Raw genomic sequence first — 22,232 nt, 5'->3', positions numbered from 1 at the left:
CGGGCGTCGGCTACACCTCGACGCCCAGCGCCTTCAGGGACGCCATGGATTTGGCATGTCCCTGCTCGGCGGCCTTCTTGAAGCATTGAATCGCGCGCGCCTTCGACTTCGGCGCGCCCTCGCCGTCCAGGTACATCCCGCCCAGGCTGTAGAGGGCGCTGGCGTCGCCCTGCTTCGCGGAGAGCTGGTACCACTTGAAGGCCCCCAGCAGGTCCACGGGGCCTCCGACGCCACCGAGACACATCCATCCCAGGACGCATTGCGCCCCCGCGTCCCCGGCTTCCGCGGCCTGCTTGTAGAGCTGGATGGCGCGCTTCAGGTTCTTCCGAACGCCTCGGCCAAGCTCGAAGCACTCGGCGACGTAGCGAAGGTTCTTCAGGTCCCCTCGCCGCACATCCGCCAGAAACAGCGCGATGGCCTCCTTCATCCGCGCCCCGCGGGGGCTCTTGGCGAGCACGGTGGCGAGGTTCGCTCGGGCGGGAGGGAAGCCCAACGCCAGGGAGCGCCGATACCACCGCTCCGCGAGTCGCAGGTTCGGCCGCCCGCTCGGGCCCTTTCCCTTCTCGTAGCAGAGCGCCAGGTTGAACGCGGCGACGTCGTCTCCCAGGCCCGCGGCCTTCCGCATCCAACGCATGGCTTCTGGCACGTCCTGGCGAATACCGTCTCCGTGCTCGAGATGGAGCGCGACGTTCGTCATGGCCTCCATCCTGCCGGCCCGAGCCGCCATCAGATAGGCATGGGCCATGGCTTCGCGGGAGGACTCCGGCACGGTCTCCAGGTTCCAGGCCCGCTCCATCGCCTCGACGGCCAACGGCGTGACGGCGGCCTTACGACTCCGACTGTTCTTCTTGTCCGAACGTTGAGCCAAGCGCGGTTCTCGTGCGTGTCGGGAACGAGCATGGCCGTCCAGCGAGGCAAAGCACAAGCGCTGCACTCCGCGTCGGGCGTGGGTGGGCGAGACAACGGGCGTACCGCCCCTACTCCGAGCCGCGCACGACGGCGAAGGGGGCGCTGTTCGAATCCATCGAGGTGGTCTACAACCGGAAGCGTCACGACTCGTCCCTGGGCGACGTCAGTCCAGCCGAGTACGCGCGAGTGGCCGCAACGAAGACGCGGGCCGCATCGTCAATCCGTCAACGAAACGGGCCAGACTCACCCTCCACTTGCTCGTCTCGCTCCTGAAAATGTCCGTGCGCCCCACCATTCTTCTCGTCGAAGACGAGCCAGACCTCCGCGAGATGTTGGCGGAATTGCTGGAGCTGTCGGACTACCAGGTGGTGCAGGCCGCCAATGGCCAGGTGGCCCTGGACCTGTTGGGCACCATGCCCCGCCCGACCCTGATTCTCCTGGACCTGATGATGCCGGTGATGGACGGGCACGAACTCGTCCGCCACCTTCGGGCGGATGCCCGTTACCAGGGCGTGCCGGTGCTGATGCTCACCGCCCACTTTTCCGTCGAGGCCCCGGAGGGCACGGTGGGCCTGCTGCGCAAACCCGTCGATATCGCCGAACTGCTCACGGCGATGGCCCCGCATTGCGCCGTCTCCTAGAAGAGAGCCTCCACGCCCATGACGTCTCCCCTTCAGGAACTCACTGGCTCCGCGACCGCCGCACTCGTGCGCGAGGAGAAGGAGCTCGTCCTCCAGCGCTGGCGGCAACGGGTGCTGCGCGACGTCTACGCGGCGGGTGAGCGGGACCGTCCCTCCCTCATGGACGCCCTGCCAGGGTTCCTCGAGTACCTGGCCGTCACGGTGGAAGCGAATGCGCTTCCCCCGCAGCGGACGGCCGGGGTGGCGCGCGAACACGAGGGCGAAGGTGCCCGTGCCTCGGGCTGCACACTCGACCAGGTCATCTTCGAGTACCAGGTCCTGCGGGAAGTGCTGGTGGAGACCCTGGAGGCCCGGGGACGCATCGCCCCGCGGACCCTGCGCCGCCTCCATGCCGCCGTGGACCAGGCCATTCGTGAGGCCGCGGTGCAGGAGGGGATCGCCGCCCGGCAGGAGTCACGGGTGAGCGCCGCCCGGACCGCGGCGGAGGCGGAAGAGACGATGCGCCTGGCCAGCATCGTCCAGTCCGAGAAGGAGGAACTCACGCGGCAGGTGCGCACCAGCGAAGCGCACTTGCGCCTCGTCATGGATGCGCTGCCGGTGCTCATCTCCTTCGTGGACGCCCAGGAGCGCTACGGCTTCGTCAACAAGGCCTACGAGGAGTGGTTCGGGCTGCCCCGCGAGGCGTTGCTGGGCCGCACCTTGATCGAAGTCATCGGGCCGGCCGCGTATGCGGTCCTGGGCCCCTACGTGAAACGGGGCCTCGCAGGCGAACACTTCACCTTCGAGCAGCACGGGGTGCCCTACCGCCTGGGCGGCACGCGGGATGTGCGGGTGTCCTTCACGCCGCTGTACGACGACGCGGGCCAGCCCGACGGCTACGTGGCCATGCTCCAGGACGTCTCTCTTCAGAACCGCTTGCAGCGTGAGCGAGACGTGCTGCTGCAGCGCGAGGCGACGGCCCGTGCCGAGGCGGAGTCCGCGCGAGCCCAGCTCGCGAAGTTCGTCGAAACCGCCCCTTCCGCCATGGGCTCCGTGCGGGGGCCTCACCACGTCTTCGAGATGGTGAACCCGAAGTACCACGAGCTGATGGGCACGCACCGTCCGCTGCTGGGGCGGGCCATGGCCGAGGCGGCGCCAGAGGTGATTGCCCAGGGCTATATCCAGCTCTTCGACACCGTCTACCGCACGGGAGAGCCCTATGCCGCGGAGGCAGTGCCCGCGAGACTGGACCGGCAAGGCAATGGTGAGCTGGAGGAGGTCTACTTCAACCTCGCGTTCCAGCCCGTCCACAATCCCGCTGGGCAGGTCGAGGGGGTGGACATCTTCGGCTTCGAGGTCACCTCCCAGGTCCGCCTGCGCCAGCGTGAGGAGGAACTCAAGCGGCTCGCCGAGGAGCGCTCGGCCTTCGAGCAGCAGCTCATCGGCATCGTCAGCCACGACCTGCGCAACCCCCTGGCGGCCATCCTCTTCGCCACTTCGGCCATGGCGGCCAACGCCGCCCTGGACGAGCGAAGCGCCAAGAGCGTGCTGCGCATCTCCTCGGCGGCCGAACGCGCCAACCGCATGGTGAAGGACCTGCTCGACTTCACCCAGGCGCGGCTGGGCAAAGGCATCCCCATCTACCCGAGGCCCCTGGACCTCTCGGCGGCGATAGCGGGCTGGGTGGAGGAGGTGCGAGCCGCCTTTCCGCTGCGGGACGTGAACATCCAGGTCCAGGGGGACGGCCACGCCCCCGTGGATCCGGACCGGATGGCCCAGGTGGTGGGCAACCTCGTGTTCAACGCGCTCAAGTACAGCCCTCCTGACTCGGCCGTGGACGTGCGCCTGAGGGGCGAACCTCAGGAAGTCGTCCTGGAGGTCCACAACCACGGCACCCCCATCCCCGAGGAACAGCAGGCCCACCTCTTCCAGCCGCTGGAGCGAGGCCAGGGCGAGCGGGACATGGCCAGTCGCAGCGTGGGGCTGGGCCTCTTCATCGTGAAGCATGTGGTGGAGGCCCACCACGGCCGCGTGGAGTTGATGTCCTCCACGGCGGCAGGCACCACGTTCACCGTGCATCTGCCGAGGTGACACAACGTCACCAGCAGCCATGCCGACAGCCGCCGCGACGGCGACCCGCTGACCCCACGTCCTCCCATGTCTAGCTTCCCGCACGGGAGGCTCGATGGAAGCACGGTTCCTCGTCTCGCTTGCCGCCGAACTGATGGAGTGGGCAGGCGTGGGCAGCATGGTGCTGGGCGCCCTCTTCGCGCTGTGGATGCTCGCCACGGGCAAGCGGCTTCCCGGCGGTGAGACCTACCGCCGCTTCCGCCTCAACCTGGGCCGCGCCATCCTGCTCGGCCTGGAGTTCCTCGTCGCCGCCGACATCATCCGCACCGTGAGCCAGCGGCCCACGCTGGAAGGCGTGCTGGTGCTCGGGCTCATCGTCCTCATCCGGACCTTCCTCAGCTTCACGCTCACCGTGGAGCTGGAGGGGCGCTGGCCCTGGCAGCCCCGTGAGGAGGAATCCACGGCCCCGGCGCCCCCCACCTCGCCTCCGGCTTCCCCGCACCACCCCGCACCGCCGCCACCCGACGCACCACGTCCGGTGAAGCACTGAACGCAGCGGGTCGGACGCGTGGGCAGCGGCACCGTCATCCGCCACACCCTGCCCTCCCCTCGCGTGAAGTGGCGCACGGACGCGGCACCTGTCGCCGTGCATCCCGCGCCAACGCCGCTCCAACGTGCGCGCCCGCTTTCCCCACGCACAAGGAGCACCACCCCATGAAGCATCCCCTCCCGGGGCTCGTCCTCGCCGCCTCGCTGTTCGCCCAGAGCGCGCCGCTCGCGCAGTCCGGCATGCCTGACAGCCCCCCGCCCCCGCAGGACACCGTGTCCGTGCAGAAGGGCATGGCGACGTACCGCGGCTACACCGCGCCCACGGACGAGAAGGCGCTGCTCGACCGGCTGCACCACGCGAACCAACAGGAAATCAAGGCGGGCCAGCTCGCGCAGCAGCGCTCGCAGAATCCGGACGTGAAGGCCTTTGGCGCCATCATGATGAAGGCGCACACCGCGCTGGACCAGAAGCTCACGTCCTACGCGCGCAGCAAGGGCCTGAAGCTGGCGGACACCCCCAAGGCCATGAACGACGCCGAGGAGACCGCGCAGGCCACGGCGAAGGCGACCCTGGACCAGCTCGAGGTCATCCGCGGCGCGCCCTTCGACTCCGTCTATCTCTCCTCGCAGGTGGCGGGACACGACTCCGTCCTGGGCATGGTGCACACCGCCCAGAAGGCGATGCCCAAGGCCTCGCCCGAGCTGGCCGCGATGCTCATGGACCTGAGCAAGCAAGTGCCCGCGCACCGGCATCAGGCGTGGAGCATGCTGGGCAAGCTGGGAGGCGACACGGGCGTGGGCGGCTCGGGGCCCGCGCACCCCCCACCGCATCCGAAGCCGTGATTCGAGGCACGGTTCACTTTCACGCCCTGCTCACACACGCATCCGGTTGATGAGCCAGGCGCGCTCGCGGTGCATGATGGGCTCCATGATGACTCGTACGCTGACCTTGACTGTCCTCGTCACCGCGAGTGCGCTGCTGAGCGGCTGCTTCAACAACGCGGAAGCCATTTGCGAGAAGCGCAAGGAGTGCTTCTCCAACTCCATCAACGTCAACCGCTGCGCGGACGAACTCGATGACTGGGCGGATGACCGGGACAAGGACCGCCGCAGGGACCGGCTCGCCCAGTGCGCGGACTGCCTGGACCGCCGGACCTGCGCGCAGATTCGCACCGAGTGCATTGGCGCCTGCGTCAGCGTCCCCTGAGCCTCCAAACGCACCGGGGCCCGCATCTTCCGATGCGGGCCCCGGGCATGACGTCACACCGTCACGCGATTACTTGCGCGTCCACTGGTCCAGCCAGCCCAGGACCTCGTCGTGCCACTGCACGCTGTTGGCCGGGCGCAGCACCCAGTGGTTCTCTTCCGGGAAGTAGAGCAGCTTGGAGGGAATCCCCTTCCGCTGGAGCGCCGTGAAGGTGCCCAGGCCCTGCGTCTCCACCACCCGGAAGTCCTGGCCGCCGTGGATGACCATCATCGGCGTCTTCCACTTGGCCACGTGGTCCACCGGGTTGTGCTTGCGGTAGCCCTCCGGGTTCTCCCACGGCGTGCCCTTGTGCTCCCACTCCGGGAACCACAGCTCCTCGGTGTCGAAGTAGCCCATGCGCTCGTCGAGGATGCCGTCGTGGTTCACGAGGCACTTGAAGCCGTCCGGCCAGTTACCGGCGATCCAGTTGATCATGTACCCGCCGTAGCTGGCCCCCAGCGCGCACATCTTGTCCTGGTTGATGAAGCTGTAGCGCTTGAGCGCCGCGGCCAGGCCCTTCTGGAGGTCCTCGAACGGCTTGCCACCCCAGTCGTCGGAGATGGAGTCCGTGAAGCCCTGCCCGTAGCCGGTGGAGCCGTGGAAGTCGACCATCACGGCCACGTAGCCACGGCCCGCGTACACCTGCGGGTTCCACCGGTAATGGAAGTGGTTGCCGAACGAGCCCTGCGGCCCGCCGTGGATGAGGAACGCCAGCGGGTACTTCTTCTTCGGGTCGAAGTTCACCGGCTTCACGACGTACGCGTGGACCGTCTCGTTGTTCCAACCCGGGAACGAGAACTGCTCGAAGTCACCGAAGCGCACGCGCGCCAGCGTGTCCTGGTTCACCTGCGTGAGCTGACGCGAACCCGAACCGTCCGCGTTCATCACGTGCAGGTCCGCGGGCGAATCCAGGTCGTCGTAGACATAGACGATGCGGCCACCCGCCGCGGGCTGCGCGCCATCCGCGAAGCCGTCCTTGAGCAACCGGGTGGGCTTCCCCGTGTCCACGTCCAACGCGAAGATGGGGTGCTGCCCCACGTCCCCGGCGCTCACGATGAGCGACTTCCCGTCCGCGCTCCACGCGAGGCCGCCGACGGAGCGATCCCACTCCTCGGCGAGCACGCGCTCCTGGCCACCCGGCCACGTGCGCAGGATGACGCGGTAGCGGTCCGCCTCGAAGCCAGGGCGCGACATGGCCAGGTAGGCCAGCGTCTTGCCGTCCGGGCTGAACACGGGGCTGGTGTCGGTGGCGCGGTTCTTCTCCGTCAGCTTGCGCGGCTTCGCCTTGCCGTCAATCGGCGCGACGAAGAGGTCCAAGTCCGTGGACCACGCCTCGGCGCGGCCCACGTCGCGCGCGGCGAAGACGATGCTCTTGTTGTCCGGCGTGAAGGTGAACTCCTCCGCGCCGCCGAAGGGCTTGGAGGGGCTGTCCGCGTCCATGCCCTTCATCACGTCCACGGGCGCGCCGCCGGCCACGGGGACGACGAAGACGTGCGAGCGCCGCCCGTCCTTCCACGTGTCCCAGTGACGGGCGAAGAGCTTGTCGTAGCTGCGGCCGGTGGCCTTGCGCTTGGCGCGCTCCTCTTCACGCTGCGGCGTGCACTCCAGCGTGGGGCAATCCGGGAAGACCTCCAGCGCCACGGCCAGCCGCGTGCCGTCCGGCGACAGGCGGTAGGAGGCCACGTCCAGCGGCAGCTTCGTCACCGCCACGGCCTCGCCGCCGTCCACGGGCAGCCGCCACACCTGCGAGGAGCCGCCGCGCGAGGACAGGAAGAAGAGGCTCTTGCCGTCCGGCGCCCAGGTGGGCTCGGAGTCCGCGTCCGGGTGCGAGGTGAGCTGACGCGGCGCGGCGTTTCCATCCACGCCCACGAGCCACAAGTCGGTGCGGCCCCGGTTGGCCTCCATGTCCGTGGTGCGCAGGACGTAGGCCACCTGCTTGCCGTCCGGGGAGACGCGCGGGCTGCTCAGCCGGCGCATGGAAATCATGTCGTGATGGGTGAACGGCTGGGGCCGGGCCGCCGGCGCCGGAGTGGCGCTCAGGGCAAGGGCCGCGAGTAGCGACAGCGACAAGGGAGTCTCCTGGTTCAGTCGCACCGCCGTCACCCCACCTGCGGGGTGCGTCACGGGCTGGGTTGTCGGGGGTGGACGCTGCCTGCTACGGCCCGCCCTGTCCACCCTCGCGTACCCGGGGTGCCCTCCACACGCATCCTGAGGCGCACTCCGGCATGACGCGGCGCTTCGACGCGGTTAGACACGGGCCCATGAGCGAGCCCATCACCCTCCGCGTCTGGTCCGATTACGTCTGTCCCTGGTGCTACGTCGGTCAGGTCGAGGTCCAGAAGCTGAAGAAGGAGTACGACGTCCAAGTGGACTGGCGTCCCTTCTACCTCCGCCCGGAGACGCCCCCCGAGGGCCTGCCCCTGCCCGACTACGTCCGCGAGAAGATGAAGGACCCGAACAACCCGCTGAAGCTCCGGGCCCAGGCAGCCGGGCTCGCCCTGGTGATGCGGGACGTCATCCCCTCCACCCGCCGCGCCCACGAGGCGACCGAGTTCGCCCGGGAGCAGGGCCGGCAGGAGCCGTTCCACGCCGCCGTGCTGCGCCGCTACTGGATTGAGGGCCAGGACCTCTGGCAGTGGGACACGCTCCGAGGCGCCGCGCAGGAAGCGGGCCTGGACCCGGACGCACTGCAACGCGCCGTGGAGGGCGGCCGCTACACGCAAGTCGTGGAGGACTCCATCCAGGAGGCGCGCGCCATGGGCGTCAGCGCGGTGCCCACCTTCGTCCTCGGGGAGCGCTTCGGCCTCCAGGGCGCGCAGGAGTACCCCGTGTTCCAGGAGGCCATGCGGCGCCTGGGCGCGACGCCTCGCGCACAGCCCTGAGCAGCAGGCCCAGGGGGCTCAGAGCCCCTTGAGCAACACGAGCATCCGGCCGAGCGTCTCGCCGCCCCCACTCCCCGCCAACCCCTGCGCGAGGGAGTGGAGCTGGGGCGCCTGCTCCACGTGCTTGGCGATGATTTGGAAGCACTCCACCGCGGCGGCGTCCAAGCGCGAGCGCGCGGCCTCGGTGTCACTCGGAGGCTCCGCGCAGAGCGCCACCACCGTGGGGTGGCCGAAGAGCGTCCAGCAGAGGACCGCCTCGCGGAGCACCATGCGGAACACGTAGTCCAACACCCGGGGCGCGTCCGTGAAGGCGTGGCGCAGCCAGTGGTTCACCGCGTGGTGGCGGAAGTACTGCTCCACCCGCTCGGCCAGGGCGGGCGACAGCCGCGCGCGACGCTCCTCGTGAATCCGCCAGGCGTCTTCGGGAATCAGGTCCTCGCCGCCGTAGGACGCGAGCACCTGGTCCACCAGCGTGAGGAACCGTTCGCTCCGGACCGCGCCCCGCCGCGCCTTGAGCACGGTGGCGCAGATGCCCGCCCAGGGACCGCCGGGCAAGGCCAGGGACGAGAAGCCCCCGTGCAGCGCGGTCAGCGTCTCCGGCGAGGAGAACGTCTGCAGCAGCTCCGACAGCAACGTGTCGGCGCCCTCGCGCGCGGCACCGCGAAACACCTCCGTGCCCTGGAAGTAGAAGCCATCCAGGCGAAGCCCCAACTGGCCCAGCGCGAACAGCCGCGCGGCGAAGGGCAGCTCACGGTGTTGGAGCAACGCCAGCGCGGTGGCGCGCACGGCCGGCGCATGCCGCGTCCAGGCGTTGTCCTCGTCACCATCGACAGGCCGCGCCAGCTCCGGCCTCAGCGCGAGGTCCTCCGAGACAGACACCGGCTCCAAGGCGTCTTCCGGCAACAGGCACAGGCGGGCCACTTCGGGACACGCGAGTGAGCCCGTCACCTCCAAGCCTTGCGACCAGCGCGTGGCGACGCGTGGAAACGTGGCGCAGGCGTCCGGAAGCGCGGGCTCACCGTAGGCCCGGTGCAGGGAGCACGTCTTTCGCGCATCCAGGAAGACGCAGTGCCCGTCTTCCCGCTTGGCGATGACCGCCTCGTCTCCGGGCGCGGCGCCGGGCTCTTGGCGAATGAAGGCGTCCACCCGCTCCGCGTCCGGACCACCGGCCACCGCGTCGCGCAGGCGCTTCAATCGGTCCTCGCTGACCGGCACCACGAGCCCCGCGCAGCAGGTGTCCTCGCAGTCCTGCGCGAGGCACCTGAAGCGCGTCATGTATCGGGGCGCGGTGGCGGTCATGGCGGAACGTTACTTCCGGCCCAGCGCCTTCTTCACGAAGCCCCAGAAGCCACCGGCGCGCTCCTTGAGGTCGGCGCCACGGCGCTCCTCGGCGGCCTTCACGGACTCCTTGCTGACCTGGAGCTGCTTCTGGAGCTCCTCGGGCGAGTAGCGCGTGGCCAGCGTGGCCTTCACTTCCTTGCGCGTGGAGTACTCGCGCGCCTCCACGTGCAGCACGCATTCGGAGTCGAGCTTGAGGGTCACCGCCACGCGCACGGCCCCCTTGGGCCCCTTGGGCAGGCCCTCGATGCGCACGGTGCCCAGGTACTCGTTGGCGGAGATGTGGTTGTCCTCGCCCTGGAAGACGGACAGCTCGAGCGCCTCTTCGTTGTCCTTCGTCGTGTTGATGGCGAAGGAGCGCTGCGCGGGCAACGGGCTGTTGCGCTCGATGACGCGCTTGAAGACGCCGCCGGGCATGGCCACGCCCACCGTCATGGGCAACACGTCGATGAGCACCACGCTGCTCACCTTGTCCACCGAGCCCGAGTAGAGCGCCGCGCCCAGGGCCACCGCCTCATCCGCGTTGACGCTGGCCTGCGGGCCCTTGCCGAAGAGCGCCTTGAGCTTGTCGCGCACCAGCGGCATGCGGCTCATGCCACCCACGAGGATGATGTCGTCCACCTCGGCGGCCTTCAGCTTCGCGTCCAGGAGCACGTCGCGCACCACGTCGATGGTGCGGCTGAGCAACGGCTCGCAAATCTTCTCCAGCTCCTGCCGGTTCATGACGACGCGCAAGTCACGCGGTCGGCCCGAGTCGTCCATCATCAACATGGGGATGTGGACCTCGAAGGTGCTGCGCTCGGACAGCGCCATCTTCGCGCGCTCGGCCGCGTCGCTCACGCGCGACAGGGCGATGCCATCTCCCGTGAAGGCGATGCCCTCCGTCTGCTGGAAGCGCGCCAACAGGAAGTCGACGATGAGGTTGTCGAAGTCGATACCGCCCAGGAAGATGTCGCCGCCGGTGCCGAGCACCTCGAAGACGTTCTTCTCGATTTTGAGGATCGTGGCGTCGAAGGTACCGCCGCCCAGGTCGTAGACGAGGACCTTCTTGTTCAGCTCGCGGTTGAGGCCATAGGCGAGCGCCGCGGACGTGGGCTCGTTGAGGATGCGCTCCACCTTGAGGCCCGCGAGGACGCCGGACTTGCGCACCGCCTCACGCTGCGGCTCGGAGTAGTACGCGGGCACCGTCACCACCGCGCGCTCCACCTTCTGGTTGAGGTGGGCCTCCGCCATCTCCTTGCACTCGCGCAGGATGATGGCCTGCACCTCTTCCAACGACAGCGCCGTGTCCGCCAGACGCACGGCCGCGCGGCCCGCGGAGTCGGGGACGATGTCGTAGTGGAAGCGCTCGCGGACCTGGTTCACCACCGCGCTGTCATAGGGACGGCCCACGAGCCGCTTCGCGCCGTAGATGGTGTGCTGGGGACGCAGCACCAACTGGTTCTTCGCGCGGTGGCTGACGAGCAGCTTGTTCTGCGCGTTGAGCGAGATGACGGAGGGGATGGTGTTGTAGCCCTCGCGCGAGCGCAGCACGAGCGGCCGGCCGTTAGAGAGCAACGCCACGCAGGAGTTGGTGGTCCCCAGGTCGATGCCGATGACCGGGCCCGTGCCACTCAGGGGCCCGGGCGGAGGCAGGAACACCGTCTTGGGCAGACCGTTCGCGTCGAGCGCGGGGGCCTGGGCGACGGCCTTCGCGGCCACGGGAGCGAGCACCGTGGGTGTCCCCACCGGCTCGGGGGCCCGGGGCGCCTCGCGGCGAACCTGGGGGAGTCCCTGCGGCGGCGCCGCGACGGCGGGCGGAGGTGGCGGGGGCCGGACCGCCGCGGGCGGCGGCACGGGCGCGGGCGGCGGCATCGGTGCCGCGCGCGGCGGAGGCGGAGGCGCGACAGGCGGCGCTTCGGTGACGTCCTCGCTCAGGTCCAGGTCGAAATCGTCGATGGCGCCACCCCGCGCGGGCGGAGGTGGTGCTCGGACAGGGGCCGGGGCGGGCGGCGGCGCGACGGGGGCTCGCGGAGGAGGAGGCGGCGGCGCATCGCTGACGTCTTCGGACAGGTCCAGGTCGAATTCGAACGCGCCCCCGGACTGGGGCCTGGCAGGTGCCGGCGGCGGCACCGCGGGAGCACGTGGCCTCGCGGGAGGAGGCGGCGCCACCGGAGCAGCGGGCTCGGCGTCGCTCAGGTCCAGGTCGAACTCGAACGCACCACCCGACACCGGCGCGGGCGCGGGCGGCGCGGGCGCACGACGCTGCGGCGGCGGAGACATGGGCGCCGCGGGTTCCGCATCGCCCAGGTCCAGGTCGAAATCGAACGCGCTTCCACCCGCGGCAGGCGCCGGAGGTGGCGGCGCGCGCGGAGGCGGAGGTGGCGCACGCGGCGGCTCGGGCACCGCGTCGCCCAGGTCCAGGTCGAAATCGAACGCGCTTCCGCCCGAGGCTGAGGCCGGAGGTGGCGCCACGCGCGGCGGAGGGGCCGGCGCGCGCGGCGGAGGGGCCACCGCGTCGCCCAGGTCCAGCTCGAACTCCAGCGAACTTCCACCCACGGAGCCGGAGGACGGTTCGACCTCCAGCGAGATGCCGACCTCGATGGGCGGCTCGTCGAGCGGCAAGCCCATGGCCACGGGGGCATCGGTGGATGGGGTCTCGATTTCGAATTCGAAGCCAGGAAGTGGCTCGTCCACCTCCAGCCCCGCGATGGGCGGAGGTGGCGTGCTCGCGATGAGCTCGTCGAGCGGAATGTCCACGTCATCCGAGGCCGAGGGCGGAGGCGGCGAGTACGACACCGGCACCCGGCTGGGTGGCGGCGTCTTCGGTTCGTCCACGGACAGCGAGAAGTCGAACGGCTCGTCCAGCGCCGGCGCCGGGCTGCCTCCCGCGGGCTCGATGTCATCGAACAGGGAGTCGAGCGCCATGCCTCCCGCGTCAACGGGCGCGACCGGCGCGGCGGGCCGAGGCGGCACGGGCGCGGGACGGGCCTGCACGGGAGGAACGGGCGCCGGACGGTGCAACGGCGCCACGGCGGGCGCAATCGCGGGCGCCACGGCGGGCGCGATGGACGGCGCAATCGACGGCGCCACGGACGGCGCAATCGCGGGCAGGGGCTGGATGCCAGGCGCCGAGGAGCCCGCGGTGGGCTTGCTCAGCATCATCATGTCGACGAGCGCGCGGCTCGCCGTGTCCAGCTCCTCGAACTGGAGACCCATGCCTGGAGGCCCCGCGGGGTCATTCACCTCACGGACCCAGCGGACCATCGCGGTGCCACGGAGCACGCGCACGCCACTGGCGATCTGCACCTCGAACTTCACGGGGGTCCCCACCGGCTGTGGGGTGCGCGAGCGGATGAACATCCCACCCGGGCTCAGGTTGGTGGCGAACTCCTCCGCGAAGCTCCCCACCGTCTCATGTTTCAGCTTCACCAGCAGGCCAACTGCCTTCCTGTCCGTGGTGCGCCTGCCTTGATCCATGGCGAGGACAATCGCGGTACGCGCCTCGCCGCTCAAGTAGGTTTTGACCCCTTGGCTTCCTGCTCGGCGAATGGCCACCGCCAGGTGGGCAGACTGACTACCTGCACCTTCCTATATCCTCGCGCGGTGTCCCTCTGAACGGGAGCCCTCATGAACGCGATTCCCCTCGCAGTTCCCGCCCCCGCGCGTGCGGGCTGGCTCGTTGACCGACGGCACGACCTGCTTTCCACCGTGGGTGGTTTCGCGGTGAGCCTGTCGTTGGTCGGACTCCATGTCTGGGGTGGCGTCAGCAGCCTGGTGCTGTGGTGGGCCTGGGTGCTCGCGTTGGATGGGCCGCACCTGTTCGCCACCGTGTCCCGCACCTACCTGGATGCCCGCGAATGGCAGTCACGGCGGCGCCTGCTCCTGGGCAGCCTCGCCTGGTTCGCGGCGGGTCCTACGTCGTTCGCGCTATCGGCGGCGCTGGGGACGAAGCTGCCCTTCGCCCTCTTCATGACGCTGGCGGCCTTGTGGGCGTACTGGCACGTGGTGCGGCAGCACTACGGCATCATGACGCTGTATCAGCGCAAGGGCGGTGAGACGCAGCCGTTCGACCGGCGGCTGGACAGCGTGACGTTGTACACGGGGCTCATCGCGCCCTTCGTCGCGTTCGCGGTGACGCATCCGGGAGCACGCAAGCAGTTGGGCCTGTTGGGCCCGCCCACGTGGGAGCCCGTGGTGGCGGGCGCGTGCTTCACCGTCGTGCTCGCGCTGGTGGTGTTCCACGCGGGCCGGCAGGTGCAGCGGCACCGCGCGGGCTTGAAGGTGAATGGCCCCAAGCTGCTGATGATGGGCGCGGCGCTGGCGCTGACGGCCGTGGTGTTCTGGCCTCCGCTGTCCGCGCGCATGGACTTCATCATGTTCGCCGTGGCGGTGACCGCGTTCCACAACGTGCAGTACCACGGCATCGTCTGGTTCTATCACCGCAACCGCTACCACGCGGCGGGCGTGGACCCCGCGCCCTTTGGCTGGGCGCCCAAGGTGAGCCAGCGCTTCGTCATCTACGCGGCGTGCGGCGTCGTGTTCACGCTGCTGTACCGGGGCCTGGGATGCGGCTTCGGTGCGCATCCGGGATGCGGCGTGTTCGACGCGAAGGCGCAGTTGGGCGCGGGCCTGACGCTGCGCAACCTGATGGAGTGCTTCATCTGGGGCTTCGCGCTGCACCACTACTACCTGGATCAAAAAATCTGGCGCGTGAGCCGGGATACGGGGCTGAACCGGGATTTGAAGCTCGGGACGTCTCCAGCCGCCTGACCGGCAGCCCGCTTGCCGCCCAGGAGGTGACATCTCACCGTCAGAACCCAGGCGCGGCCCGAAACCGGTGATAGCGTGCGCCGCGAATGAAGCGGATTCTCTGGGTCCTGGGTGCAGCCTTCGTGCTGCTGGCGGCGTCCGGCGCGGGCGCCTTCTTCTGGTTCGAGCAGCAGGCACATGCCGCCGCGGCGCCTCCTGGCGCGGACGTGGTGGAGTTCACCGTGCCCAAGGGCGCCACCGGGCGTGGCCTGGGCACGCTGCTCGCGTCGCAGGGCCTCATCCGTGACGCACGGGTCTGGCGCTGGCACCTCTTCCGGCGCGGCGGCTTCGCGCCCAAGGCGGGCCGCCACGAAATCAGCCCCTCCATGACGCTGGCCGAGCTGGCCACCGAGCTGGAAGACAACCCGATTCCGGAGGACGTCCCCTTCGTCGTCGTCGAGGGCTGGCGCCTGCGCGACACGGACGCGGCGCTCGCGGCGGCGGGCCACATCAAGGCGGGCGCGTACATCGCCGCGGCCAGCAAGCCCCAGGACTTCACCGCGCCCTTCCCCCTGCCCTCCACGGGCACGCTGGAGGGCTACCTGTACCCGGAGACCTACGGCGTGATTCCGGGCAAGTTCGATGTGAAGGCGCTCATCCAGCGCCAGATTGACGCCTTCGCGCAGCGCTTCTACGCGCCCAACCGCGACGGCATCACGAAGAGCGGACGGACGCTGCACGAGGTGGTGGTGATGGCCTCCATGCTGGAGCGCGAGGAGCCGCTGCCCGATCAGCGCCCCCTCGTCGCCGGCATCCTGTGGAAGCGCGTGGACAAGGGCTTCCCGCTCGGCGTGGACGCGACGTCCCGGTATGAGCTGGCACAGTGGAATGACCGCGGCGCCTTCCTCAAGCGCCTGCGCGATCCGCAGGACCCGTACAACACCCGGCACAAGAAGGGCCTGCCTCCCGGCCCCATCGGCGCGCCGACCGTGGCGTCGCTCCAGGCCGCGATGGCGCCCAAGCCGAGCGAGTACTGGTACTACCTGCACGACGCGCAGCGCATCCTCCGCCCCTCGCGCAATGCCGAGGAGCACGAGGCGCTTCGCCGCAAGTACAACGTGTACTGAGGCTAAGACGCGGCGCGCTTCGGAACACCGAGGCGCGCCGTTTCAGTGACGAGGCGGAGTGCCGCCATGCGCGAGACACCGGCCGCAGGGCCGCGTATCGGCGCAGTGCCCCTGCCCCGCGGCCGCGACGCTTCGACAGTGCGGCCGCGCCCCGGCTCAGCGCCCCTTGAACACCGGCGCGCGACGCTCGGCCGCCGCCGCCAGTCCCTCGCCCAGGTCCGCGCTGCCGTAGCTCTCCGCCTGGAAGCGCGCCTCGGCCTCCAGCGCCCGCAAAAGCTGCGCCCTGTCGACGCCCAACCGCGTCTTCAACGCGCGCACGGCGAGCGGCGCGTTCGCGGCGATGCGCCCCGCCACCTCCCGCGCCCGCGCGAGCACCTGCCCTGACGGCGCAGACTCCAACGCCAGCCCGAGCCGCACCGCCTCCTTGCCATCGAAGCGGCGGCCCGTGAGCAACAGCTCCGCGCCCGCCTGCGCCCCGGCCCGGAGCGGCGCCAGATACGTGGCCCCCATGCCCGGGTGCAGCCCCAACTGGACGAAGTTGAGCGCCAGCTTCGAGTCCTCGGCCACGAGGCACACGTCACACGCCAGCGCCACGCACAACCCCGCGCCAATCGCCGGCCCCTCCACCGCCGCGATGACCGGCACCGGGAGCTCCAGCACGCTGAGATATCGCGCGTAGAAGCCCAACATGAAGACGCGCGCCTCCTCGAAAGACGCCTGGCGCAAACGCTCCAGCATCTTCAAGTCGCCGCCCGCGGAGAAGGCCCCGCCCGCGCCGGTGAGCACCACGGCGCGGACGTCCCCGCGAACCTTCAACGCATCGACCCGCGCACGGAGCGCGTCGCCCAGCTCGGGCGTCATCACGTTACGGCGGGCGGTGTCGTTGAGGGTGAGGGTGGCGACGGCACCCTCCACCTCGAGAAGAACCTCGGCGACAGGAGCGGACATGGCCGCGCACTGTAGCGGCCCCGCGCGCCTACGGCACCACGAGCCGGAGGAAGGCGTCCTGGTTCCAGGTGTCCCCCGCCCCATCGCGCTGCCAGCCCGTGACGGCCAGCCCGCGCCCGGGCACCGCCGCCACGCCCGCCGTGTTGAGCGAGCACACCCCACTGGCGCACGGCTGCGCGGTCAGCGTCTGCTCGCCCAGCCGCGCCCCCGAGGCGTCGTAGCGCGTCAGTGCGCTGCCACACGTCACCGCCACCGCGCCCGAGTCCTCCACCGCGACGGACGCGCCCAGCTCCGTCACCGGCCCGCAGACGGGCTGCCGGACCCAACGCTCCGTCCCATCCGGGCCCGCCGTCAGCACGAAGGCGCCCGACGACCCCAGCGACGCCTGGCCCCACACCAGCAGGCCGATGAAGTCACCCGCCGCCACGACCGTGCCATCCGCCCCCACCGTCACCGACGTGATGCGGCCCTTCGCGCCCGGCACTTCCTTGCCCCACAGCAACCGGCCCGCCGTGTCGAACGCGAGCACCACGAAGCCGCGGACACCGGGCGTGCCGAACGTCTGGCCATCCACCTCCAGCGTGTCCACGAGCTGGCCCGCGAGGATCGCCTCACCCGACGGCGTCAGCGCCGCCGCGTGCAGCGCCGATTCCATGTTCGCGCCCTCGAAGCGCCGCGTCCAAAGCACGGAGCCATCCGCGGCGTAGCGCGTGAGCACGGGGTCCTCCACGAACTCCCCTTCCCACTCCTCGCCCGCGGCCAGCACGCCGCCCCGCGCGTCCGCGGCGATGGCGTAGACCTTCTGCCCCACGCGGTGCTGCCACACGGGGTTGCCCTCCCCGTCGAACTTCACCAGGAAGCCGTCCTGCGCCTCGCCCAGTCCGAAGTCCGCCGAGTAGAGGAACGCGTTGCCCGACAGGAACGTCGCCGCGTCACCCGCCGCCACGCGCGTATCCGAGAAGCGGTTGCGCACCCACTCACGAGACCAGCGCGGCGCGCCCGTCGCCGTGTAGCGCGCCAGCGTCAGCGAGAGCTTCTCGCCCTCCACCGGCTCCCGGTCCTCGTCCTGGCGCGGGGTGCTGTACACGACCACCGCCACGTCCCCGGAAGGGGCCGCCGAGACGCCCGTCCCGATGTCATCCTGAGGTCCGCCCGCCACCTGGTTCCAGGGGGAGGCGGCCTGCGTGGGCCGCTTCGGAATCCCGCTGACGACCTCCGGCGCCGTGGGGGCCACGGAGACGCTGGGTGCGGCTTCGTCCCCGGTGGGCGGCCCTTCGGACGGAGCTCCCCCGTCTCCGCCGCACCCACCCGCGACCCACAACAGGGCCACCGGAAGAAGCCCCGTCCAGAGGTTGCCACGCCCACCACGCCGAAAAGTCCCCATGACACGCTCCAAGGAGCCTGCTCCCGTCCACCGGAAGCGAGGCCCTGGGAACCTAAGCAGCGTGTCCAGCCCCCGGCATTCCCCCCTAGCCCGGGGGCACTGTCACATGGCCGGGGGGCATGCAGCCGATCAGCCCGCACATGTGCCCCAGCGTACCGGGGTGTGTGGCAGCGGAATAGGTCACCCCCCGAACGGTTGGCAGCGCACGCCCGGGCGCAAGGGTGGCGGAATCCTTTGGTCCCAGCGCCGCCCACGAATTAAGAGAACCCTTCCATGGAAAGCGCCGCCCCCGACTCTCTGCCCGTGCCCGACGCCTCGAGCGACGACCTCCGTGCCGTCGAGGAGCTCGCCCAGGCCCGCAACGAAATCGTCGCCCAGATTGAAAAGCGCGTCGTTGGCCAGCGCGAGGTGGTGGAGCACCTGCTCATCTCCCTCTTCAGCCGCGGCCACTGCCTCTTCGTGGGCGTGCCGGGCCTCGCCAAGACGCTGCTCATCTCCACGCTGGCGGACGTCCTCAACCTGTCCTTCAACCGCATCCAGTTCACGCCGGACCTGATGCCGTCGGACATCACCGGCACGGACATCCTGGAAGAGGACCGCACCACCGGCCGGCGCACCTTCCGCTTCCTCCAGGGTCCGCTGTTCGCGAACATCATCCTCGCGGACGAGGTGAACCGCACGCCGCCGAAGACGCAGGCCGCGCTGCTCCAGGCCATGCAGGAGTACCGCGTCACCGCCGGTGGCCGCACGTACCCGCTGGAGCTGCCCTTCCTCGTCTTCGCCACACAGAACCCCATCGAGCAGGAGGGCACCTATCCGCTGCCCGAGGCCCAGCTCGACCGCTTCATGTTCCTGGTGGACGTGGGCTACCCCACCGCCGAGGAAGAGGTGCAGATCGTCAAGAGCACCACCGGCGGTCCGCAGCCGAAGCTGGAGAAGATTCTGTCCCCCGAGCGCATCCTCGCGCTCCAGGAGCTGGTGCGCCGCGTGCCGGTGCCCGACCACGTGGTGCGCTACGCGGTGGAGCTGGTGCGCCACACCCGTCCCAAGGAGCCGGGCGCGCCGGAGTTCATCGCGAAGAACGCGTCCTGGGGCGCGGGCCCTCGCGCCAGCCAGTACCTGGTGGTGGCCGCGAAGGCGCGCGCCATCCTGCACGGCCGCTTCGTGGCCACCGTCGAGGACGTGCGCGCCCTGGCCCGCCCCGTCCTCCGCCACCGCGTGCTGCCCAACTTCACCGCGGAGAGCGAGGGCATCACCTCCGTGAAGCTCATCGACCAGCTCCTCACGGTGGTGAAGGGCTAACGCCCGCGCATGCTGCTCGACGCCCAGACACTGGCCCGCCTCCAGGGAGTGAAGCTGCGCGCCCGCGCGGTGATGGAGGGCGTGCTGTCCGGCCTCCACAAGAGCCCCCATCAGGGGCAGAGCGTGGAGTTCGCGGAGCACAAGGAGTACGCCCCCGGCGACGAGCTCCGCCACCTGGACTGGAAGGCCTACGGCAAGTTCGACAAGTACTACGTCAAGCGCTTCGAGCACGAGACGAACCTGCGCGCGGTGATGGTGGTGGATGCCTCCGCCTCCATGGGCTACCGCAGCGGCGCGCTTAGCAAGCTGGACGTGGCCACCACGCTGGCCGGCGCGCTGTGCTACCTGCTGGTGCGCCAGCAGGACGCGGCGGGCCTGGCGCTGATGGCGGGCGGCAAGTGGAAGGACGTGCCGCCGCGCGCGTCGGCCGGTCACCTCAACGTGCTGCTGGACACGCTGGAGCACACCCAGCCCACCGGCGCCACGGACCTGGGCAGCGCGGCGGACCACCTGGCGGAGGTGCTGCCCCGGCGCTCCAGCGTCATCGTCCTGTCGGACCTGCTGGACGAGAACCAGGACGCGCTGCGCCGCATCCTCGCGCTGCGGCAGCGGAAGAACGACGTGTCCGTGTTCCACCTGGTGGACCCCGCGGAGCTGACGTTCCCCTTCGACGACCCCACGCTCTTCCTCGACATGGAGGGTCAGGGCCGCGTCGAGGTGAACCCGCGCGAAATCAAGGAGAGCTACCTGGAGGAGTTCAACGCCTTCCTGGCGAACGTGAAGGCCGCGTGCGCCGAGGCGGACGTGGACTACGACCTGGTGCGCACGGACGACAAGTTGGATGACGTGCTGCTGCGGTACCTGTCGCGGCGCGGGAGGCGCCGGTGACCTTCGGCAATCCGTGGATGCTGCTGGGCGCGCTGGGCGCCTTCATCCCCTTGCTGGTGCACCTGTTCGACCGGCGCCGTCCCCGGCCGCACCCCTTCGGGCCGTTGGCCTTCGTGATGCGCAGCCAGAAGCGCACCGCCAGCCGCCTCAAGCTCAAGCGCCTGCTGCTGTACGCGCTGCGCACGCTCATCCTGCTGGCCATCCCCATCGCGCTGGCCCGTCCCGAGCTGTCCCGTGACGCCGCCGCCGCGCAGGTGGTGAAGGGCCCCGCGGCCACCGCCGTCATCCTGGACGCGTCCCTGTCCATGCGTTGGTCGGATGGCACGTCCAACTTCGAGCGCGCCCGCGACGAGGCCCGTGACGCGCTGAAAGATTTGCTGCCGGAGGAGCCCGCCACGGTGCTCGTCTGCACGCAGAGCCCCGTCGCGCCCCCGCCGCCCGGCTTCGACCGGGGCCGCCTGCGCTCCATGGTGGACGAGGCCCGCGCCACCTATGGCACGGCGGACCTGTCACGCTGCCTGGACATGGCGGCGCGCGCGCTGGAGGAGAATCCGATGCCAGCCAAGCGGCTGGTGCTGGTCTCCGACATGACGTCCTCGGCCTTCCGGCTGGAGGCGCCGCCGCCCACGGTGAAGGGCCTCACGGGCGCGCCGGTGAAGCCGGAGGTGGTGCTCCGCGACGCGGCCGAGGGCAAGGACGTGCTGGGCAACCGCGCCATCGTCGACCTCAAGGTGGAGCCCGCGCTCCAGGCCGGCCCGCGCACGTTCCAGTTCACCTTCACGGTGCGCAACTTCGGCACCGAGCCGGTGAAAGACCTGGAGGCCGCGGTGCGCGTGGGCGAGTCCACGCTGGCCAAGGGCTTCGTGGACATTCCGCCCGGCGGCACGACGCAGAAGGCGCTCACGGTGCGCTTCCCGCAGGGCGGCACGGTGCTGGGACAGGTGACGCTGGCGCCAGACGCGTTGGTGGAGGATGACCGGCGCTCGTTCGTGCTGCCGGTGCCGCGCGCGCTGAAGGCGCTGGTGGTGAATGGCTCGCCCCACGCGACGCGCTACCGGGACGAGGCCTTCTTCGTGGACGCGGCCCTCACCGCGCCGGGCTCACCGGTGGAGGTGGCCACGCGCGACGCGGAGGTGGGCCTGCGCGAGGACTTCGCCACCTACGACCTGGTGCTGCTGCTCAACGTGCCCGCGCCCAGCGCGGAAGAAGCGCAGAAGCTGGCGGCCTTCGTGGAGAACGGCGGCGGCCTCTTCATCAGCATGGGCGACCGGGTGAACCCGGACACGTACAACCAGCGGCTGGGCGCGGTGCTGCCGCGTCCGCTGCGGCTGGTGCGCACCAGCGCCGAGCGCGACGACCCGGACGCCGACACCAAGAGCGCGCGGCTGGCGCAGGTGTCCGTGGAGCACGTCCTCTTCTCGCCCTTCACGGGGCAGGCGGAGGAAGGGCTCGTGGGCGCGCGCTTCTACAAGTACATGCTGCTGGAGGCGGCGGACGGCCCCGGGGCCGCTGGCGCCAGTCAGGTGCTGGCCACGTACGAGGACGGCGCGCCCGCGGTGGCGGTGGCGCGCAAGGGCAAGGGGCGCGTGGCGATGCTCACCAGCACGGTGGACCGCGACTGGAGCGACTTCGCCATCCGCACGTCCTTCCTGCCGCTGATGCAGCGCTTCGCCGCGTACCTCACCGGCTCGCTGGACGAGCGCGAGGAGGTCCGTGTTCGCGTGGGTGAAGGCGCGACGCTCCGCCCCGAAGGCGCGCAGAAGGTGTCCGCGGTGCGCGCGCCGGACGGCGCCGAAGTCACGGTGAAGGAGCAGCCGGATGGCTCGCTGGTGGCGGGCCCCGTGATGGAGCCGGGCGTGTACTCGGTGCTGGGCGCGGATGGGAAGGTGCAGCCGGACCTCTCCTTCGCCGCCGTGCTCGACCCGTCCGAGAGCGACCTGGGCCGCGTGCCCATGGACACGCTCACCGCCTACTTTGGCGAGGAGACGGTGAAGGCCTCCACGGGGGACTCGGACAAGCCCTCCGTGCCGCTGTGGACGTGGCTCATCCTGGCCGCATGTCTGGCGTTCTTCTTCGAAGGCACGCTGCTGCGCAAGTAGCCGGGCGGGAGGTGGACTCAGCGCCTCCCGCGCCGAAGCGCGTCCTGCCCGTGAACGCCGGAGGGCCCTTGTGCGTGAAGTGCGCGCCCGCGTGCTCCGCGCCATCCCTGGGCCCAGGTGCGAGGAGCGCATGCGAGCG

The 22,232-nt window shown here is 70.3% G+C and carries 17 protein-coding genes; 11 read left to right on the top strand and 6 right to left on the bottom strand.

Going from position 1 to position 22,232, the window contains the following annotated elements:
* Positions 1-10 precede the first annotated feature (10 nt).
* Complete coding sequence (locus A176_RS01425) at positions 11-868, bottom strand: tetratricopeptide repeat protein (protein WP_226994149.1); 858 nt, start codon at positions 866-868, stop codon at positions 11-13.
* A gap of 316 nt (positions 869-1,184) precedes the next feature.
* Here A176_RS01425 and A176_RS01420 point away from each other — a divergent pair, with 316 nt between their 5' ends.
* The 5 genes from A176_RS01420 to A176_RS01400 all read left to right on the top strand — a co-directional run bounded on the left by A176_RS01420 (position 1,185) and on the right by A176_RS01400 (position 5,355).
* The gene (locus A176_RS01420; protein ID WP_044890569.1) at positions 1,185-1,550 is read left to right on the top strand and encodes a response regulator; all 366 of its coding nucleotides are present in this window, start codon (positions 1,185-1,187) and stop codon (positions 1,548-1,550) included.
* Positions 1,551-1,568: 18 nt separating this feature from the next.
* The gene (locus A176_RS01415) at positions 1,569-3,620 is read left to right on the top strand and encodes a sensor histidine kinase (protein WP_002633266.1); all 2,052 of its coding nucleotides are present in this window, start codon (positions 1,569-1,571) and stop codon (positions 3,618-3,620) included.
* Positions 3,621-3,714: 94 nt separating this feature from the next.
* Complete coding sequence (locus tag A176_RS01410) at positions 3,715-4,149, top strand: DUF1622 domain-containing protein (protein ID WP_002633267.1); 435 nt, start codon at positions 3,715-3,717, stop codon at positions 4,147-4,149.
* A gap of 164 nt (positions 4,150-4,313) precedes the next feature.
* Entirely contained in the window at positions 4,314-4,991 is a 678-nt protein-coding gene (locus A176_RS01405; RefSeq protein ID WP_002633268.1) for a DUF4142 domain-containing protein, read from the top strand.
* A gap of 85 nt (positions 4,992-5,076) precedes the next feature.
* Positions 5,077-5,355 (top strand): hypothetical protein, encoded by a 279-nt coding sequence (locus A176_RS01400; RefSeq protein WP_226994148.1) that lies wholly within the window; start codon positions 5,077-5,079, stop codon positions 5,353-5,355.
* Between the two features lie 69 nt (positions 5,356-5,424).
* On the opposite strand, the gene A176_RS01395 is transcribed toward A176_RS01400, so the two are convergent.
* Positions 5,425-7,464, bottom strand: coding sequence for a S9 family peptidase (locus A176_RS01395; RefSeq protein WP_002633270.1), 2,040 nt, complete (start codon positions 7,462-7,464; stop codon positions 5,425-5,427).
* Between the two features lie 191 nt (positions 7,465-7,655).
* Between A176_RS01395 and A176_RS01390 the strand changes: the two genes are divergently transcribed.
* Positions 7,656-8,276 (top strand): DsbA family oxidoreductase, encoded by a 621-nt coding sequence (locus tag A176_RS01390; protein ID WP_226994147.1) that lies wholly within the window; start codon positions 7,656-7,658, stop codon positions 8,274-8,276.
* An 18-nt stretch (positions 8,277-8,294) separates the two neighbouring features.
* Here the strand turns inward: A176_RS01390 and fliB are convergent, their stop codons facing one another.
* Both fliB and A176_RS01380 read right to left on the bottom strand, forming a co-directional pair.
* Complete coding sequence (gene fliB, locus A176_RS01385) at positions 8,295-9,575, bottom strand: flagellin lysine-N-methylase (protein ID WP_002633272.1); 1,281 nt, start codon at positions 9,573-9,575, stop codon at positions 8,295-8,297.
* Positions 9,576-9,584: 9 nt separating this feature from the next.
* Positions 9,585-13,073, bottom strand: a complete 3,489-nt coding sequence (locus tag A176_RS01380) for a TIGR02266 family protein (RefSeq protein ID WP_044890571.1) — start codon at positions 13,071-13,073, stop codon at positions 9,585-9,587.
* A 150-nt stretch (positions 13,074-13,223) separates the two neighbouring features.
* Between A176_RS01380 and A176_RS01375 the strand changes: the two genes are divergently transcribed.
* Positions 13,224-14,366, top strand: coding sequence for a hypothetical protein (locus A176_RS01375; RefSeq protein ID WP_002633274.1), 1,143 nt, complete (start codon positions 13,224-13,226; stop codon positions 14,364-14,366).
* 86 nt (positions 14,367-14,452) lie between these two features.
* Positions 14,453-15,472 (top strand): endolytic transglycosylase MltG, encoded by a 1,020-nt coding sequence (gene mltG / locus A176_RS01370; protein WP_002633275.1) that lies wholly within the window; start codon positions 14,453-14,455, stop codon positions 15,470-15,472.
* 156 nt (positions 15,473-15,628) lie between these two features.
* Here the strand turns inward: mltG and A176_RS01365 are convergent, their stop codons facing one another.
* Positions 15,629-16,420 carry an enoyl-CoA hydratase/isomerase family protein gene (locus A176_RS01365; RefSeq protein WP_021781427.1) on the bottom strand — a complete coding sequence of 264 codons (792 nt, stop codon included), beginning with the start codon at positions 16,418-16,420 and terminating at the stop codon, positions 15,629-15,631.
* Between the two features lie 28 nt (positions 16,421-16,448).
* Positions 16,449-17,804 (bottom strand): hypothetical protein, encoded by a 1,356-nt coding sequence (locus A176_RS01360; protein WP_002633277.1) that lies wholly within the window; start codon positions 17,802-17,804, stop codon positions 16,449-16,451.
* A gap of 273 nt (positions 17,805-18,077) precedes the next feature.
* Between A176_RS01360 and A176_RS01355 the strand changes: the two genes are divergently transcribed.
* From A176_RS01355 to A176_RS01345, 3 genes are read left to right on the top strand one after another with little or no spacing between them, the layout of a single operon-like run.
* Entirely contained in the window at positions 18,078-19,106 is a 1,029-nt protein-coding gene (locus A176_RS01355; protein WP_002633278.1) for an AAA family ATPase, read from the top strand.
* A 9-nt stretch (positions 19,107-19,115) separates the two neighbouring features.
* Positions 19,116-19,994, top strand: a complete 879-nt coding sequence (locus A176_RS01350; protein WP_002633279.1) for a DUF58 domain-containing protein — start codon at positions 19,116-19,118, stop codon at positions 19,992-19,994.
* Entirely contained in the window at positions 19,991-22,093 is a 2,103-nt protein-coding gene (locus A176_RS01345) for a BatA domain-containing protein (protein WP_002633280.1), read from the top strand. The genes A176_RS01350 and A176_RS01345 overlap by 4 nt, the downstream gene beginning before the upstream one ends.
* The last annotated feature ends 139 nt before the right edge of the window (positions 22,094-22,232 follow it).

Source organism: Myxococcus hansupus, from assembly GCF_000280925.3.
Taxonomy (GTDB): domain Bacteria; phylum Myxococcota; class Myxococcia; order Myxococcales; family Myxococcaceae; genus Myxococcus; species Myxococcus hansupus.
This window is presented reverse-complemented; position numbering and strand designations above follow the sequence as displayed.